Source organism: Aureimonas sp. Leaf454, from assembly GCF_001424685.1.
Taxonomy (GTDB): domain Bacteria; phylum Pseudomonadota; class Alphaproteobacteria; order Rhizobiales; family Rhizobiaceae; genus Plantimonas.
The window spans coordinates 1,120,365-1,138,200 of the sequence record NZ_LMQT01000001.1; the positions used below are offsets into that span (position 1 = coordinate 1,120,365).

The window sequence follows — 17,836 nt, forward strand, 5'->3', positions numbered from 1 at the left end:
CGATCCTCACGCGTAGGGCAGGCAGATCCTCCGCATGCCGAGGCCGGGAATGTCGATGTCGCGAACCTCGATCGACAGGCCGTAGATGGCCAGAAGCGCCTCCTTCGTGACGATCTGCGATGGCGGGCCCTCGCGCAGGACGCGACCGTCGCGCATGGCGACGATGTGGTCGCAGTAGCAGGCGGCGAAATTGACGTCGTGGAGGACGACGACGACCGTGCGCCCGAGATCGTCGGCGAGCCGCCGCACGAGCTTCATCATGGCCGCCGCATGGACCATGTCGAGATTGTTCAGCGGCTCGTCGAGGAGCACGGCATCGGTGTCCTGCGCGATCAGCATGGCGACGAAGGCCCGCTGGCGCTGACCGCCCGAGAGTTCGTCCAGGAAGCGGTGCCCCAGTTCGTCGAGGCCGAGATAGGCGAGCGCGCTGTCGATGTGGATGCGGTCCGTCTGCGTGACGCGGCCCTTGGAATGGGGATAGCGACCGAAGGCCACGAGATCGCGGACCGTCAGGCGCGAGCCGAGGTGATGGTCCTGGCGCAGGATCGAGAGGCGCCGAGCCAGGACGTCGCCCGGCGTCGTCGTCACGTCGAGCCCGTCGACCGAGATCCGGCCGGCCGACATCGGCAGGAGACGGGCGACGAGCGACAGGAGGGTCGACTTGCCCGCCCCGTTCGGCCCGATGATCCCCGTGACCCCGCCCGGTGCAAGGGTCAGCGACACGCCGGCGACGACGGAGCTCTCGCCATAGTGCTTGCTGACGGATTCGATGGCGATCATCTTGCGGCTCCGCGCAGGAGAAGGACGAGGAAGACGATTCCGCCGGCCAGTTCGACGACGATGCCGAGGGCCGTGTCGAAGGCGAAGACGTGTTCGAGCAGCATCTGGCCGCCGACGAGAGCGATCACCGCGAGAAGCGCGGCGGCGACGAGGACGGGCGCGTGGCGATGCGTCGGCATCAGCCGGTAGGCGAGGCTCGCCACGATGAGGCCGAAGAAGGTGACGGGACCGACCAGCGCCGTCGAGACCGAGACGAGCACCGCCGTGATGCCGAGAACCGCGCGCACCGTGCGGCGGTGGTCGACGCCGAGTCCGATCGCGCCGTCGCGTCCGAGCAGCAACACGTCGAGCGCGGGCAGGAGGCGGACGATCGGCGCCAGCATCGCCAGGAAGAGGATCGCGGCGACGAGAAGGAGGTCGGGCTCCACCCGGTTGAAGCTCGCGAAGAGCCGATCCTGGAGCACCACGAACTCGTTCGGGTCGATCAGGCGCTGCATCAGGCCGGACAGGCTGCGGAAGAGGATGCCGAGGACGATGCCGACGAGCACCAGGAGATGCAGCGAGCGAACGGCGCCGGAGAAGAGCCCGCCGTAGAGGACGAGCGCCAGCGCCACCATCGCGCCGACCTCCGCGAGGAAGAGGAGCCGCGGTTCGGCCGCCCCCACGGCGGCCGAGCCGAGCGCGAAGACGAGAACCGTCTGGAGGAGCGCGTAGAGCGCGTCGAAGCCCATGATGAAGGGCGTCAGGATTCGGTTCTCCGCGACCGTCTGGAAGAGGACCGTCGAGACGGCGATCGCGCCGGCGACGAGGACGAGGCTCGCGAGCTTGGGCGTTCGGAACGACAGGACGAAGCTCCAGCTTCCCTTGGCCCCGAGCGTCAGGAAGAGGAGGCAGGCCAGCAGAGCGAGGGCCGCGAGCACCGTGAGCCGGAACGCCGGGACGGCCCCTCCGGCGGGCCGGATGGTGGAACGGTCAGCCAAGCCGGTCGCGCTTTCGCAAAAGGAGCGTCAGGAACATCGCGGCACCGGCGACGCCGACGACGGAACCGACCGGCAGCTCGTAGGGCGCGGCGACGATGCGCCCCGCCATGTCGCAGCCAAGGACGAACCCCGCCCCGACCAGAGCGACCCAGGGAACCGCGCGCCGCGCGTGGTCGCCGATCGCCATCGCGACGAGGTTCGGCACGATGAGGCCGACGAAGGGCACCATGCCGACGGTCGCGGTGACGGCCGCCGTCACCAGCGAGACGACGACCAGGCCGAAGACGAGGGTCCGCCCGTGATCGACGCCGAGCGCGGTCGAGACGTCCTTTCCCAGACCGGCCAGCGTCAATCGGTCGGCCGCGAGATAGGCGGCCAGCGTCAGGGCGAAGGCGATCCAGAGCAGCTCGTAGCGGCCCCTGAGAACGCCGGAAAAGTCGCCCGTCATCCAGGCGTTCAGGGATTGCAGGAGATCGAAGCGGTAGGCGAAGAAGCTCGTTGCGGCGTTGATGACGCCGCCGAGCATGATGCCGACGAGCGGCACGACGAGCGGCGAGCGCAGCGGCACGCGCGACAGGATCGCGAGAAAGAGGCCCGTGCCGCAAAGCGCGAAGAGGGACGCGACCAGCATCTTGGCCACGACCGGCGCGCCCGGGGCGAGGAGCATCATCGCGAGAAGCCCGGCGCTCGCCGATTCCATCGTTCCCGCCGTCGAAGGTTCGACGAAGCGGTTGCGCGCCAGGAGCTGCATGATGAGCCCGGCGACCGCCATGCCGGCCCCCGCCAGGAGGATGGCGAGCGTCCTCGGCAGCCGGCTGATCCGCAGAAGCTCGCCCGCCTCCCCGCTCCAGCCCTCCGTCCAGAGACGCGCAAGCGAGACCTCGCCGACCCCGACGAAGAGGCTGGCGACGGCGAGGACGGCGACGGCGAGCGTGGCGACGGCGAAGCGGGACAAGGCGCGGCGGGACAAGGCGTGGCGATGGTCAGGATGCGACGACGATCGGCCCGGCTCAGCCGCGGGGCTCGGGAGCGGGCGTCCCACCGGCTTCGCCGACGCTCGTCCCAGCCGTACCGGTGGCGAGCCGGTCAAGCGCCTGCGAAAGCTGGTCGACATTCGCCTGAAGAGCGGTGAGGCCGCCGGAGACGAGATACCAGCGCGCGGGATCGAGATAGACCACCCGGCCGTCGCGCCAGGCCTTGGTCCTGGCGACGAGCTCGTTGTCGAGCATCGCGGCAGCGGCGCCCTGCCCGATCGCGGCGTCGCGGTCGATGACGAGGAGCCAGTCCGGATCGGTCTTGGCGATGAACTCGAAGGAGATCGCCTGCCCGTGGCTGGCGACGGTGAGGTTCGGATCGGCCGGTCTGAAGCCATAGGCTGAATGGGCGATGCCGAACCGCGAGCCCGGCCCGTAGGCGCTCATCTTGTTGCCGGTGGTGAGGACGATCAAGGCCGTGCCGGCGGTCTCGGCCTTCGCCTTCAGGGCGGCGGTCGAGGCATTCAGCGCATCGATCCGCGCGGTCGCCTCGGCCATCTTGCCGAAGATGCGCGCGAGCGTCCCGGCGTTCCGCTCCGCGCTGCCGAGACTGTCCTTGGGATCGACGGTGAGGTCGATCACCGGCGCGATCTTCGACAGGGCCTCGTATTGCGGGGCGGAACGTCCGCCGATCACGATGAGATCGGGCGCCGCCGCGCTCACCGCCTCGAAATCGGGCTCGAAGACCGATCCGATCTTTTGAACGGAAGCCTCACCGTATTTTGCGAGATAGGCGGGGTAACGCACGCTCGGCACGCCCGCGACATCGACGCCGAGCGCGTCGAGCGTGTCGAGGCTGGCGAGATCGAAGACGAGCACCGTCTTTGGATGTTCGGGCACGATCGCCGTGCCCCGAGCGGTCGCGACCGTCACCTCGGCGGCCAGGGTCGGAACGGCTGGCAAGGCGAGCAAAGCGACGAGAAGAAGGCGGCGGGAGAGGGTCACGGGAGGTCTCCGCAAGGGATCGAACGAAGGATCGTTCAGCCGGTCTTATAATGTTGAACGCGAAGGTCAACATTAAATTGCCGCTGAAATGCCACTTCAGAACCATTCCAACAAACGGATTTCATTGACGTTTTAGAACTGTGTCAGAAATGCGATTATTCTTGACTCTAATATTCATGTTTCTTAGGCGAAGGAGGAGCCAAGAGGAACCGACCATGCACAAGCCCTTCACCTCCCTGCGCCCGACCCTGTCCCAGGCGACGCTCGCCGCCGGCATGGCCCTCACGCTCGGAACGCCCGCCGCGGCGCAATCGGCGGCGCCGGCGGCGACCGACGGGCAGCCGATCCTCCTCGATACGATCACGCTCGACGGCGCGGCGAACGGGACCGCGTCCCGCAACGCCAACCGGAGCGCGACCGGCATTTCGCGGCTTCCCGCGACGGTTCAGGAGACGCCCCGGATCGTCAACGTCGTCCCCGAGAAGGTTCTCGAGGAGCAGAACGTCACGACGCTCGAACAGGCGCTGCGCAACGTTCCCGGCATTACGATCTCGTCCGGCGAAGGCAATGGCGGCCAGAACGGCGACCAGTTCCGCATTCGCGGCGTGCAGTCGCGCGGCGACATCTATGTCGACGGGCTGCGCGACTTCGGCGCCTATGTCCGCGACAGCTTCAATCTCGAAGCCGTCCAGGTCTACAAGGGACCGAACGGCGAGAGCTTCGGCACGGGTACGGCGGGCGGCCTCGTCAACCAGCAGACCAAGCAGGCCCGGCTCGGCAGCTTCGTCGAGGTCGAGGGCACGGTCGGCAGCGGCCCGACCTATCGCGGAACCTTCGACGTGAACCGTGAGATCGACGAGACCACGGCCGTGCGGGTCAACGGCGTCGTCCACGAACAGGACGTCGTCGACCGCGACAACATCCGCTCGGACCGACAGGGCATCGCGGCCTCCGTCGCCTTCGGCATCCAGCAGCCGACGAGCCTCACGCTGGACTATTTCTACCAGCACACCGACCGCGTGCCGGATTTCGGCGTGCCCTTCGTCTTTCGGCCGGACGGCACGGCCTCGCCCCTGACCGAGTTCGGCGTTCGCCGCGACATCTCCTATGCCCGGGACCTCGACATGGACGAGGCCGATGTCCACGCGCTGACCTCGCGCTTCCAGCACGAGATCGACGACCGCATGGTCTTCAACAACGACACGCGCCTGACGATCTACGATCGCGACTTCTCCTCCACCAATCCCGCCTGCGGCAACGACGCCAACACCACGCTCGCCGGGATCCAATATGCCGGCAGCTGCTCTCAGCTCGTCCTCGCCGGCGGCGATCCGCGCATCGGCTACGGCGCGGGCGGCGGCATGACCTATTTCCAGGAAGGCTGGGGCATCCAGAACGTCTCGACCCTGAAGTCGACGTTCGAGACCGGCGTCCTGCGGCACGAGCTGCTGGTCGGGCTCGATCTCTACCACCAGGAGGACACGCGCTATTCCGGCCTGCGCACGCCATCGGTGACCGCCGGCCTCAATCCGCAATTCATCAAGACACCCTATTTCGACGTGCCGAACGCCGCGATCACGAAGAACAAGGACGTCTTTCGCGACTCGACCGCCGCCGACGTCGCCGTCTTCGCGAGCGACCGCGTCTGGTTCACCGACGAGATCTCCGTGATGGGCTCGGCCCGCTGGGACAATTTCGAGAGCACGTTCCAGGGCTCGGGTCTTCTCGACAACGTCCAGCAGTCCCAGACCTCCTCGGAGGTCAGCCCCTCCGCGACGATCTTCTACGAGCCGACGCCCGATACGACGCTCTATGCGACCTATGCGAGGTCCTACGTGCCGGTCGGCGCCAACATCTCCTTCCAGGTCACCAACGGCACGGCGGAAACCCCGAACAACGCGATCGATCTCGAGCCCGAGAAAAGCGATCTCTACGAGATCGGGGCGAAGGTGAACGTCTTCGACGGCGCGCTCGGCGTCACCGGCGCGATCTTCCGGATCGACAAGGACAACGCGATCTACACGGACGAGTCCGGCGCCGTCACCTTCGGCTTCGCCGAATCCGGCCAGGGCCGGCGGATCGAAGGCGTCGAGCTCGGCGTCACCGGCGAGATCACGACGCAATGGGACGTGACGCTCGCCTATGCCTATCTCGACGGCGAGGTGACGTCGGCGAGCGACGCCAGCCTCGTCGGCAAACGCGCCAACAACCTGCCGGAGCACAACCTGTCGCTCTGGACGGCCTACGACGTGACCCCGCATCTCGACGCCGTCATCCCCGGTAAGCTGGAGGTCGGCGGGGGCATCTTCTATGCCAGCGATTACGTCGCCGATTCCGCCAACATCGCGACGGTGCCGGAAACCTTTTCGCTCGACGCGAGGATCTCCTACGAGATCGAGAACATCAAGGTCTCGCTGAACGGCTACAACCTGTCCGACGAGCTGAACTACTCGGCCGCCTTCAATTCGGCGCGCGCCGTCCCGGCATCGGGGCGCAGCTTCCTGGCGAGCGTGGCGGCGAAATTCTGAACCGGGGGCGTAGGACGCTCCGCCCGCGACGGGCGCCGTCTCCCCTCCCGCATCGTCCGTGCGCCCGCCGGGCGGCACGGCGCCTTCCGAGAGGACCGACATGCTGATCCACGTTCCCGCCGTCCTGTCGCCGGACGAGGTTCGCCATTGCCGCCACGTTCTCGAGGCATCGCCCTGGGTCGACGGGCGCGTGACGGCCGGCGACCAGGCGGCCAAGGCCAAGAAGAACCTGCAGATCCCCGAGGACTCACCCGAGGCGCGCGAGCTCGGCGGGCTGATCCTCGGCAAGCTCGCGGCGAACCCGACCTTCAATTCGGCGGCGCTTCCCTTCCGCGTCCTGCCCCCGATGTTCAACCGCTACGACGTCGGCATGACCTTCGGCGCCCATGTCGACGGCGCGATCCGCGCGATTCCCGGAACGGGAGGCATGCGCATGCGCGCCGACGTCTCCACGACGCTGTTCCTGACCGATCCGGAGGACTACGACGGCGGCGAGCTCGTCGTGGAGGACACGTATGGAAGCCAGTCCGTGAAGTTGCCGGCGGGCGACATGATCGTCTATCCCGCGACCAGCCTCCACCGCGTCGAGCCGATCACGCGCGGCAGCCGCTGGGCCTCCTTCTTCTGGTCGCAGTCCATGGTCCGCGACGACGGCCTTCGCGCCATGCTCTACGATCTCGACATCGCGATCATCGGTGCCCGCACGCGGCTCGGCGATGCCGATCCCGCCGTGCTCGGCCTCGTCAACCACTATCACAACCTCATCCGCCGCTTCGCCGACCTCTGAAACCGGCGCGCCCTCGGCGGGGAAGAGGCCCGGGCCGGACGGTCAGGCCGAGGCGCGGAGGCGGCTTTCGATGAGAAGGCCGCTCGCGTCCATGATGGGATGGGCGACCGAGACGATGTGGGCGTTGATGCGCTTGAGATCGCGCAGCATGTCGAGATGGAGCGAGCTCGTGCGCAGGCTGTCGATCCGGCCCTCCCGCAGGCGTTCGAAATGCCGCTCGGCGGATTGCTTCTCGATCTGCCGCACCTCCACCTTCACCTCCATCAGCTGGCGCGCGAGATTGACGTCCCGCGTGACGAAGATGGTCTGCGCGATCTGGAGATTGTCGATCGTGAGGTCGATGAAGCGCTGGAGTTCCTTGTAGCCCGCATCCGAGAATTTCAGCCCCTGGCTGACCTTCTTGGTCACCTGCTCGCGCAGCCCCTTCTCGATGATGTCGCCGATGTGCTCGAGATTGATCGCGTAGTCGAGAATGTTGATCGAGCGCCGGCCGTCCTCTTCCTGCAGTCCGTCCCGGCCGAGCTGCGAGAGATAGATCTTCACGGCCTGCTGCAGTTGGTCGACGCGGCGCTCCAGCGTCGGGATCTCCCGCAGCGCGTCGAGATCGTTGCGGCGGAACGCGTCCGAGATCTGGATCAGCATCCGCTCCACGAGATCGCCGACGCCGAGCACCTCGCGCGTCGCGCTGGTCAGGGCGACGATCGGCGTCGAGAGTTCCTGCGGGTCGAGGAATTTCGGCCGGTCCTCGTCGCCGACGGCATCGGGCACGAGGCGCGGCATCAGGCGCGTCAGCATGCCCGTGAACGGAAAGGCGAGAGCGGCGAGCGCGAGGTTGAAGAGAAGATGCGCGTCGACCGCGAGCTTGTCCGGCGCCAGCGGCAGCGCGGCGATGAGATCCGCGCTGAAACCGGCGAGCGGCAGCGCGAGCGCGCAGCCCGCGGCCCGCACGAGAAGATTGCCGAGCGTGATTCGCCGGGCGGCGGGCGACTCGCGAAGGGTCGCGAGATAGGGCGGAACCGCGCCGCCGAGATTGGCGCCGAGGATCAGGACGACCGTCAGGCCCGCCGACAGGATGCCGGAGGAGGCGAGCGACAGGATGAGGACGACGATCGCCAGGCTGGAGGAGGACAGGAAGGCCAAGGCCGCCGACAGGATCAGTGCGACCGGCCAGGCGTCGTCGAGAAGGGCGATGAAGGCGGCGAGCGCCGGCGAGGTGCGCATGGGTTCGGTGGCGAGGCCGAGGAGATGCAGCGAGAGAAGCATCAGGCCGATGCCGATGAGCGCGGTGCCGCCGCCCTGACGCGCCGTCCCGGCACTGCGGCGCAGCACCACGCCGACGAGGAGAAGAAGCGGCGAGATCCACTCGATGCCCGTCGACACAAGCCAGGCGGTGACCGCCGTCCCGACATTCGCTCCGAGCAGGACGATCTGCGCCTTGCGCGCCTTCACGAGGCCGCGGTCGACGAAGGACGAGATCATGAGCGCCGTCGCCGTCGAGCTCTGCAGCGCGATCGTCGCCGCGAGGCCCGAAAGAAAGGCGCGCCAGCCGTGCCGCGTGCCCGTCGCGAGCCCGGTCCGCAGCCGCGCGCCGAAGGCGCGGGACACGCCGTCCTTCACCTGCGCGAGCCCGAAGAGCAGGAGCGCCACGGCACCGGTCAGGTTGATCATGATGACGGTGGAATGCATCGGCGCGTCCTCGATCCGGCCTCCCCGGTTGTCGACGCCGCCTCCCCGGCCGGCATCGCCTTGGTCTGAGACGACGATCCTCCTCGAAACCGTCGCGAACCTGTGCCGCTCCGGAAAAGCCGAGCGTCGTCAGACCATTCTCGTCGTTTATGACAATATGCCAACAACCGCGGAGAAGATAAGGAAGCCGGCAAAGTTTATTTGCGTCGCCGCGGACCCGCCGTGTCCCGGAATTGGCGGCTGTGGGCTCCTCGCCCGGGTGCGGTGCCAACGCCCGCAATCGGCCGGATGTCGCGGGCGCGACGAGAGCGCCGGCATTCCACGGGAAGGCTCTGGTCCTGACATGCGACGATCCTGTATCGCTGGAAGCATCGGACGTCGCCGCGCGATGCCGAGCGGGGGAGACCGAGCTTTGCCGATCCAGATCAGACGCGCCGTGACGGACGACGTCGCGAACCTCGTGCGCCTCGTCAATTCCGCCTATCGCGGCGAGACGGCGACGCGCGGCTGGACCCACGAGGCGGCGCTCCTCAAGGGGCAGCGGATCGATGCCGACATGCTGCTCGACATGCTCGGCGATCCCCGGCACACGCTTCTCGCCGGCGAGGATGGCGAGGGACTGGCCGGCTGCGTCGATGTTGTGGCCGAGAGCGGCTTCGGCTATCTCGGCCTCCTCACGGTCGCCCCGGACCGTCAGAGCCGCACCTACGGCAAGGCTTTGCTCGCGGCGGGGGAGGCCGTCGCGCGCGATCTCGGTCTTCGCCGGATCCGGATGACGGTCATCTCGCAACGCTTCGAGCTGATCGCATGGTACGAGCGTCGCGGCTATGCGCGGACCGGCGCGCGCGCGCCGTTTCCCCTCGACGATCCGCGCTTCGGCGTGCCGCTGCAGGACGATCTCGACTTCGTGGTTCTCGAAAAGCCGCTCCCGGCCTGACCTGCGATCCGAACGAGGTGACGCCGTGACGCCAGACTTCCCCTCTCCAGCCACCGGTGACGGCACCGGCTTCGATGCCGCGACATCGACGCCCGCCGCCCGTCGCCTGCTCGGCGGTTGCGCCTCCGGTTCGGTCCTGGCCTCGACGGAGGCGCTGAGCTTCTGGGGCGGCGTCGACCCCGCGGACGGACGGGTGATCGACGTGCACCATCCCTGGCACGGCCGGTGCATCGGCGGGCAGGTCCTCGCGATGCCGTCGAGCCGGGGCTCCTGCTCGGGGTCCGGCGTTCTTCTCGACCTCGCCCTCAACGGCCGCGCGCCGGCCGCCCTCGTCTTCTCCGGGGCCGAGGACGTGCTGACGCTCGGCGCGCTTGTCGCCGCCGAGATGTTCGGCCTCTCCCTCCCGGTGCTGCGCCTTCCGCCGGAGGCTTTCGACATCCTCGCCCGATCCAGCCATTGCGAGATCACCGAGACGATGCTGTGCGCCGACGGGATCGAGATCCCGATCGGGCCGGCGGTGGACGCAGCGCTCGACCTGTCCGCCGGCGATCGCGCCATGCTCGGCGACGACGCCGCGCCCGCCGTTCGCCAGGCCATGCGCATCGTCTGCGCCATGGCCGCGCAGCAGGGCGCCGAACGGCTGATCGACGTGACGCAAGTTCATATCGACGGCTGCATCTATGCGAGCCCCGCCAACCTCGCCTTCGCCGAGACCCTGGAGCGGATGGGCGGGCGCGTCACCCTTCCCACCACGATGAACGCGATCTCCGTCGACCGGGAGAACTGGCGCGAGCAGGGCGTGCCGCCCGCCTTCGGTGATCCCGCGGCAAGGCTCGCCGACGCCTATGTGCGGATGGGTTGCCGCCCGACCTTCACCTGCGCGCCTTACCTTCTCGACGGCGCGCCCGAGCCGGGCGAACGCATCGCCTGGTCGGAGTCGAACGCCGTCATCTTCGCCAATTCGGTGCTCGGCGCCCGCACGGTGAAGCACCCGGACTTTCTCGATCTCTGCATCGCCATCACCGGCCGCGCGCCGCTGTCCGGCGTCTACGGGAACGCCGAACGACGGGCCTGCTGCGGCATCGACGTCGAACTGCCGGACGGCGCGGGCGATGCCATCTGGCCGCTGATCGGCTATCTCGCCGGCCACGCCTCGCCGGATGGGATTCCGCTCCTGCGCGGCCTTTCGCAGGGCCGGCCGACGCGCGACGATCTGAAGGCGCTCTGCGCCGCCTTCGGCACCAGCTCGGCCGCCCCGATGCTGCACATCGAAGGCGTGACCCCGGAAGCCGCCGGCTCGCTCGGCCCGGATGCGCCGATCCGCGCGATCACGCGCGCGGCGCTGGCAGAGGCCTATGCACGGCTGAACGCCGGCCCCGCCGACGTCGACCTCGTCGCGATCGGCAGCCCCCATGCCTCGCTGTCGGAATGCCGCGCGCTCGCCGACGCCCTCTCGGGACGCATCCGGCACGCGGATGTCGACGTCATCGTCACGGCCGGACGCCACGTCATCGCGCAAGCCCTTGCGGAGGGAACGCTGGAGCGGCTGTCGGCGAGCGGCGTGTCTGTCCTGCCCGATCTCTGCTGGTGCTCGATCTCCGAGCCGGTCTTTCCCGCGCGCGCGCGAACCGTGCTCACCAATTCCGGGAAATACGCCCATTACGGGCCGGGACTCAGCGGCCGGACCGTTCGCTTCGGAACGCTCGCCGACTGCGTCGAGGCTGCGACCACGGGCCGGGCCCCGCCGCGCCTGCCCGACTGGCTCGCCTGAACCGCGCGACGCCGCCGGCCGGCGCCGCGGCGAACGTCAGGGGCCAGCGTCAGGGGCGCGAAGCCCCTTTCGCGCCGTCGCCGAGAAAGGCATCGATGCCGTCTTCCTCCAGAACCCGGCTGAACTCTTCGTAGGCCTCGCGCTCGGTCGCGAAGAGCGTGTCCCAGGTCGTCGAGACGTCGTCGACATCGACGACCTCGAGCGCCCAACCGTCGGTGCGCCCCGCGATCCGGAAGATGTGGACCTGGACGGTCCGCTCGTCGCGCGTGACGAGTCCGCCGAGCGGCGAGAACTCCAGGTCGGGATCGTCATCGTCCATGGCAGGGACCTCCAAAGCCTTTCGAACGTCCGGGCGGCGGCGGCGATCCGGCGGCCGCACGCCGCATGTCCCGTCCCCGAAGGGCGCGTGGGCGCGATCCCGGATCGCGCGAGCCCCGGCGCAGCGGCGCCGGGACATTCCTCAATTGATGAGAAAACCGCCGTCGACCGGCATGTCGATGCCGTTGATCATCGAGGCGTCGTCGGACAGGAGATAGGCGATCACCGCCGCGACCTCGCCGGGCTCGACGAAGCGGCCCTGCGGAATGCGGGCGAGCATCGGATCGGACTTCGCCGGATCGCTCCAGGCCTTGATCGCCATCGGCGTCAGCGTGACCACGGGATGGACGCCGTTGACGCGGATGCCCTGGCGCCCGAACTCGTTGGCCATCACGCGCGTCAGGCCGTCCAGCGCCCCCTTCGAGGCGCAATAGGCCGCGTGATCGGCAAAGCCGATGAAGGAGGCGATGCTGGACACGTTGACGATCGCGCCGCTTTTTCCGGCCGCGATGCGCTCGCGGGCGTATTCCTGCGACAGGATCAGCGGCGCCAGCGCGTTGACGGACATGATGTGCTGAAAGACCTCGGGCGTCGTGTCGAGAACCGACTGGAGATCGGTCGTGCCCGCGCAATTGACGAGATAGTCGACCGGCAGCATGTCGAGCGCCGCCCGGCGCGTCGCCGCGGCATCGGCGAGATCGACAGCGATCGTCCGGCAGCCGAATTCGGCCTTCACGGCGTCGAGGTCGGCCTGCGACCGGCTGAGCGCGACGACCTCGGCCCCGTCCTCCACGAAGCGCTGGACCGTCGCCCGCCCGATGCCCTTGCCCGCGCCGGTCACCGCGACGCTCCTGCCCTTGAAGTCCATGCGACCCTCCCGTGTCGTGTCCCTGCCGATGTCGCCCGTCCGCTGCCGTCGAGACGGACGGGAACCCGTGATCCGTGGCCCGGCGGAGGCAAATAGGCAAGCCTTACGGGCGTCCCGTGTCGCGGTTTCGCCGGACCCGCTCCGTGGCCGTCCGGCCTGCGCTCAGGAATTGGTAACCATAAGACGGCATGCTGATCGCCATCCGACCTCCCTGCCTCCCGGCGAACGGGCCCTGGCACGTCGGCTCGATCAACCGTGATGAGGCGGCGACCAATCCATGACCGAGGATCTCCGCGCGCGGACCTTGCGATCGCCACGACCCGTTCGGGCCGAGCCCGCGGCCCCGGCCCGTTCGAGCGCCTGGAAACCCTGGAGCCGCGGTCGCGCCGTCGCCGTCGGCGGGACTCTCGGGCTCGTCGGCTGTCTCGGCCTTGCGCTGGCCCTGTCGGGAACCCTCGTCCCGTCGAACGGTCCGGGCGCACGAGCGCTCGCCCCGACACGCATGTCCGAGCCCGGCCCATTGCGGCAACAGCACCTTCGCGTGGTGGCGGCCCCGGTGGCGCTTCGCCCCATCGAGACCGGGAACCCGTCCGGGGCTCGAGCCGTTCGGCACGCCGCCGGTGGCGGCGGCGCCGTGATGCGGCCGGAACCGAAGGCGGCGCCGCAGCGAATGTCCGCTGCGGCCGTTCGTCTGGCCGCGACGGCAAAACCCCTCGCCAGCCACCGCCTCGCGCCGGTCGCCTTCGGCGCTTCGCCCGCCTTCCAGCCGGTGGCGGCGCCCGCGACCGCAGCCGCGTTCCAGGTGGCGGGCGCAGCTCCCGCGAAAGCCGAGACGCAGACGCTCGCCGCCCTCGAACCGACGCCGGGCGCCGCCCGTCCGGCATCGGGACGCGCGAAGCCGGCGATACCGGCTGCGGCCACGGCGGCTGTCGTCGAAGATCACGTCGAGACCGATCTGCCGGACAACGGCGCCGAGCCGATCGAGGCCGGCCCGGCCGCCGAGCCGCCGGCCAATGCGCGCGCCGCGCTGGAGCGTGAACTCGCCCTCGCCATTCCGACCCCGACGATGCGCCCGTTCCGCAAGCCGAGCCCGGAACCGCTTCTCGGCAAACGCCATCGCGCGCCCTCCGGCCTCCTCGCCTATGCCCGTCCCGATGCGGGCGACATCGACGACGATGCGCCTTCGGTTCTTGAGCGCCGATCCCCGGTCAAGCCGCGTCTCGGTGCGGGCACCGCGATCTACGACATCGCCGCCGCGACCGTGTACCTGCCGAACGGGGAGCGTCTGGAGGCCCATTCCGGCCTTGGCCGGATGCGCGACGACGTCCGCTTCGTGCGCGAGAAGAACCGGGGCCCGACCCCGCCGCACACCTACAACCTCGCCATGCGCGAGAGCCTCTTCCACGGCGTCGCGGCGATCCGCCTCTATCCCGTCGGCGGACAGGGACGCATCCACAACCGCAACGGCCTTCTCGCCCACACCTACATGCTCGGACCGCGCGGCGATTCCAACGGCTGCGTCTCCTTCAAGGATTACAAGCGCTTCCTCGCCGCCTTCAAGCGGGGCGAGATCAAGCGACTCGTCGTGGTGGCCAGCCTCGACAGCCCGCCCGCCCGCATCGCCTCCTGGTTCGATCGGATCAAGCGGTAGCGGATCCTCGCGATCCGGACGCGGCGGGACGGTCCCCCGGGACCGATCCGCCGGGGCGGGACGGTCCCCACGGGACCGATCCGTCGGGGCGGGACGAACATTGAGGGACGCACGTCAATTGTAAGGCCGACTGATTGAAGAGGGCCACCGAGGGGTCTATGACGGCTCCGTTGGCCGAATCGTCGGGGCGAACAGCCCGCATCGGCCGGGGGACCGCCGCCATGACCCTTGCCGCTTCCGCCGCCGCGCCCCGCTTCCAGCGGGTGACGCTGTCGGTCCTCGTCGCCGTCAGCGTGTGCCACATGCTGAACGACATCATGCAATCGCTGCTGGCCTCGCTCTATCCGCTCCTGAAGCAGAACTACGACCTCGATTTCGTGCAGATCGGCCTCCTCACGATGACCTTCCAGGTCACGGCCTCGCTCCTGCAGCCGGTGGTCGGCATCGTGACGGATCGATGGCCCCTGCCCTATTCGCTTCCCGTCGGCATGCTGAGCACGATGTGCGGCCTCGTCCTCCTGTCGAGGGCGGACAGCTTCGCGCTGCTTCTCGTGGCCGCCAGCCTCGTCGGCTTCGGCTCGGCCGTCTTCCATCCGGAATCCTCGCGCATCGCGCGCCTCGCCTCCGGCGGCCGACACGGCTTCGCGCAGTCCCTGTTCCAGCTCGGCGGCAATGCGGGAACCGCGATCGGGCCTCTGCTCGCCGCCTTCGTCGTCCTGCCCTTCGGCCAGAGCAGCATCGCCTGGTTCGCCTCCATCGCCATGCTGGGAATCGTCATCCTCGGCTGGGCGGGTCGCTGGTATTCGGGACAACGCCGGCTCCAGGCCGATCGCGCCCCGCCGAGCCGCAGCCTGCCGCTGCCGCGCCGGGACGTCCTCGCCGCGCTCGGGATCCTGATTCTCCTGACCGCGACGAAGAACGTCTACATGGCGAGCATTTCCAGCTACTTCACCTTCTTCGTCATCGAGAAGTTCCAGCTCACCGTCCGCGAGGCGCAGCTGATGCTGTTTCTGTTCCTCGGCGCCGCTGCGGTCGGGACCTTCGCCGGCGGCCCGATCGGCGACCGGTTCGGCGCCCGATTCGTGATCTGGTTCTCGATCCTCGGCGTGATCCCCTTCGCGCTGATGCTGCCCTATGCCGATCTCTTCTTCACCGGCGTGCTCAGCATCGTCATTGGAATGATCCTCGCCTCCGCCTTCCCCGCCATCGTCGTCTTCGCGCAGGAGCTCCTGCCCGGACGCGTCGGTCTCGTCGCCGGCATCTTCTTCGGCTTCGCCTTCGGCGCGGGCGGCCTCGGCGCCGCCGTTCTCGGCAGCTTCGCGGACACGCGCGGGATCGAGTTCGTATACGGGGTCGTCTCCTACCTCCCGCTGCTGGGTCTGGCGACGATCCTGCTGCCGCGGCTGCAACCCCACTGACGCAAGGTGATGCTTATCGGATTGGTAAGGAGCGCATGCCACATTTGAACGAGTTTCCGTTCAGATAGGCTGCCCCATGTCGACCGACTCGACCGTCCAACGTCCGCTCTGGCTGCGCATCACCGCCTGCGGCTTCGCCGCGGTCCTGTTCGCCAGCGCCACGATCGGCGGCCTCAGCTGGATGCAGCAGTCGCGGATGATCGAGCACACGCTCCGCAAGGAACTGCAGGACGACATCGCCTTTCTCCAGGCCGACATGAAGGCGCAGGAGCGCATTGCGAGCGGCCTCGCTCTCGGCATCGCCGGCGAGGCCGGCATGGCCGATCGCATCCTCGCCCAGGACCGCGATCCGCTCATCGCGAACTACGCCCCCAGCCTTCCCGCCATCAAGCAGTCGAGCGGCCTTCAGCTCATCACCTTCTTCGACGTCCGGGGAAATGCGGTCGCGCGGGTCCACAATCCCACCAGCTTCGGCGACAACGTCCTGCAGCGCCGTCAGACCGTCGCCGATGCGATCTCGTCGGCCAAGCTGACGTCGGGCGTGGAGGCCGGCGCCAAGGCGATCAGCGTGTTCGCCAGCGCGCCCGTCTTGAAGGAGGGCAAGGTCGCCGGCATCGTCGACGTCGGGACGGGCCTCACGGAGGACTACTTCGCCCGCATCAGCCAGTCGATCAACGCCCGCCTTTCGGTGCAGATCCTGAAGGACGGCCGCTTCGAGACGCAGTCCTCCACCTTCCCCGGCGATCTGCCCTTGAGCGAGGACGAGATGACGGCCGCCATGGCGGGCGCGGACATCCGGCGCATGGACTCCCTCGACGGGCGCGACGTGTCCATGTCGGCGCTGCCGCTGACGACGTTCTCCGGCAAGTCGATCGGCGTGATCGTCGTGGCGTCGGACGTTTCGGACCTGATGGCCAGCAGCCGCGCCGCGCTCTGGACGGCGGCGCTCGCCACGCTCGCCGCCGCCATCCTCGCGCTTCTCGGTTTCTTCGTCTTCGCGCGCAGGCTCGCCAAGGTCGTTCAGCGGCTCACCCGCTCGATGACGGATCTGGCGCGGGGCGATCTCGGCGTCGAGGCGGCCGGCCAGGAGCGCAGCGACGAGCTCGGCGCCATGGCTCGCGCGGTGGAGGTCTTCAAGCGGGCCGCCGTCGAGCGGAAGGCTCTGGAAGCCGAGGCCCGGGCGGCTCAGGAGGCCAACATGGCGCAGCGCGACCGCCAGTCCGCGATCGACAACGCCAAGGCCGAGGATCTCAAGACCTTCGTCCATCTCGTGGAGGCGAGCTTCGACACGCTCTCCACCGGCGACCTCACCGTTCGCATGAACCAGTCGGTCGCGCCGGAGTTCGAGCCGATCCGGATGAAGTTCAACAGCTCCATCGCCGAACTCGAAGACACGATCGGCTCCGTCATCGCCGCGGTCGGCACGATGAAGACCGGCCTCAACGAGATCACGGTCGCCGCGGGCGACCTCTCCCAGCGCACCGAGCAGCAGGCAGCCAGCCTGGAGGAGACCGTCGCGGCTCTGTCGGAGGTGACGCGCGGCGTCGGGCAGACGGCCCAGAGCGCCGACGACGCCCGCGCCGCGGCCTTCCTGGCGCAGAAGGAGGCCGAGAAGGGCGGCAACGTCGTGACGCGCGCCGTCGCGGCCATGTCCGANCCAGAGCGCCGACGACGCCCGCGCCGCGGCCTTCCTGGCGCAGAAGGAGGCCGAGAAGGGCGGCAACGTCGTGACGCGCGCCGTCGCGGCCATGTCCGAAATCGAGGCCTCCTCGGACAAGATCGGCCAGATCATCGGCGTCATCGACGAGATCGCCTTCCAGACCAACCTCCTCGCGCTGAACGCCGGCGTCGAGGCGGCGCGGGCCGGCGAAGCCGGCCGAGGCTTTGCCGTCGTCGCCCAGGAGGTGCGCGGCCTTGCCCAGCGCTCGGCCGAGGCCGCCAAGGAGATCAAGGGCCTCATCGCGACCTCCTCGGCCCAGGTCGGCGAAGGCGTCGCGCTCGTCACGGCGTCCGGCCAGAGCCTCGAGCAGATCCTCTCCCAGGTCGGCGGGGTCACCCAGATCATCACCGACATGGCCCAGGCCGCCCGCGAGCAGTCGCTGAGCCTGAAGGAGGTCTCCATGGCCGCCGACA

14 protein-coding genes are annotated in these 17,836 nt (G+C 68.8%); 7 read left to right on the forward strand and 7 right to left on the reverse strand.

The window, feature by feature from the left end; genetic code table 11:
• Positions 1 to 6: 6 nt before the first annotated feature.
• Genes ASG43_RS04870 through ASG43_RS04885 form a run of 4 tightly spaced genes read right to left on the reverse strand, consistent with a single transcriptional unit; the run spans position 7 to position 3,739 of the window.
• Positions 7 to 780 carry an ATP-binding cassette domain-containing protein gene (locus ASG43_RS04870; protein ID WP_056500792.1) on the reverse strand — a complete coding sequence of 258 codons (774 nt, stop codon included), beginning with the start codon at positions 778 to 780 and terminating at the stop codon, positions 7 to 9.
• Positions 777 to 1,760 (reverse strand): iron chelate uptake ABC transporter family permease subunit, encoded by a 984-nt coding sequence (locus ASG43_RS04875; protein WP_244487967.1) that lies wholly within the window; start codon positions 1,758 to 1,760, stop codon positions 777 to 779. The genes ASG43_RS04870 and ASG43_RS04875 overlap by 4 nt, the downstream gene beginning before the upstream one ends.
• Positions 1,753 to 2,715 (reverse strand): iron chelate uptake ABC transporter family permease subunit, encoded by a 963-nt coding sequence (locus ASG43_RS04880; RefSeq protein WP_244487984.1) that lies wholly within the window; start codon positions 2,713 to 2,715, stop codon positions 1,753 to 1,755. Before ASG43_RS04880 ends, ASG43_RS04875 begins: the two co-directional genes overlap by 8 nt.
• A 55-nt stretch (positions 2,716 to 2,770) precedes the next feature.
• Entirely contained in the window at positions 2,771 to 3,739 is a 969-nt protein-coding gene (locus ASG43_RS04885) for a siderophore ABC transporter substrate-binding protein (RefSeq protein WP_056500797.1), read from the reverse strand.
• 215 nt (positions 3,740 to 3,954) lie between these two features.
• Here ASG43_RS04885 and ASG43_RS04890 point away from each other — a divergent pair, with 215 nt between their 5' ends.
• Entirely contained in the window at positions 3,955 to 6,267 is a 2,313-nt protein-coding gene (locus tag ASG43_RS04890) for a TonB-dependent siderophore receptor (RefSeq protein ID WP_056500801.1), read from the forward strand.
• A 100-nt stretch (positions 6,268 to 6,367) separates the two neighbouring features.
• On the forward strand, positions 6,368 to 7,054 hold the full coding sequence (locus ASG43_RS04895) for a Fe2+-dependent dioxygenase (protein WP_056500802.1): 687 nt from the start codon (positions 6,368 to 6,370) through the stop codon (positions 7,052 to 7,054).
• Positions 7,055 to 7,096: 42 nt separating this feature from the next.
• Here the strand turns inward: ASG43_RS04895 and ASG43_RS04900 are convergent, their stop codons facing one another.
• Complete coding sequence (locus ASG43_RS04900; protein ID WP_056500805.1) at positions 7,097 to 8,740, reverse strand: Na/Pi cotransporter family protein; 1,644 nt, start codon at positions 8,738 to 8,740, stop codon at positions 7,097 to 7,099.
• 436 nt (positions 8,741 to 9,176) lie between these two features.
• On the opposite strand from ASG43_RS04900, the gene ASG43_RS04905 reads away from it, so the two are divergent.
• Positions 9,177 to 9,677 carry a GNAT family N-acetyltransferase gene (locus ASG43_RS04905; RefSeq protein ID WP_244487968.1) on the forward strand — a complete coding sequence of 167 codons (501 nt, stop codon included), beginning with the start codon at positions 9,177 to 9,179 and terminating at the stop codon, positions 9,675 to 9,677.
• 106 nt (positions 9,678 to 9,783) lie between these two features.
• Positions 9,784 to 11,448, forward strand: a complete 1,665-nt coding sequence (locus ASG43_RS04910) for an aconitase X (RefSeq protein WP_056501185.1) — start codon at positions 9,784 to 9,786, stop codon at positions 11,446 to 11,448.
• A 49-nt stretch (positions 11,449 to 11,497) separates the two neighbouring features.
• On the opposite strand, the gene ASG43_RS04915 is transcribed toward ASG43_RS04910, so the two are convergent.
• Both ASG43_RS04915 and ASG43_RS04920 read right to left on the reverse strand, forming a co-directional pair.
• A complete protein-coding gene (locus ASG43_RS04915) occupies positions 11,498 to 11,767 on the reverse strand; it encodes a hypothetical protein (protein ID WP_056500811.1) in 270 nt (89 codons plus the stop codon).
• 141 nt (positions 11,768 to 11,908) lie between these two features.
• Positions 11,909 to 12,634: an SDR family oxidoreductase gene (locus tag ASG43_RS04920; RefSeq protein ID WP_056500814.1), complete on the reverse strand. Its 726-nt coding sequence runs from the start codon at positions 12,632 to 12,634 to the stop codon at positions 11,909 to 11,911.
• A 277-nt stretch (positions 12,635 to 12,911) separates the two neighbouring features.
• On the opposite strand from ASG43_RS04920, the gene ASG43_RS23215 reads away from it, so the two are divergent.
• The 3 genes from ASG43_RS23215 to ASG43_RS23360 all read left to right on the forward strand — a co-directional run.
• Positions 12,912 to 14,285 carry a tlde1 domain-containing protein gene (locus ASG43_RS23215; RefSeq protein WP_056500818.1) on the forward strand — a complete coding sequence of 458 codons (1,374 nt, stop codon included), beginning with the start codon at positions 12,912 to 12,914 and terminating at the stop codon, positions 14,283 to 14,285.
• A gap of 221 nt (positions 14,286 to 14,506) precedes the next feature.
• Positions 14,507 to 15,703: an MFS transporter gene (locus ASG43_RS04930; RefSeq protein ID WP_056500821.1), complete on the forward strand. Its 1,197-nt coding sequence runs from the start codon at positions 14,507 to 14,509 to the stop codon at positions 15,701 to 15,703.
• A 1,727-nt stretch (positions 15,704 to 17,430) separates the two neighbouring features.
• A partial coding sequence (locus tag ASG43_RS23360) for a methyl-accepting chemotaxis protein (protein ID WP_280137195.1) occupies positions 17,431 to 17,836 on the forward strand: 406 nt, incomplete at its 3' end.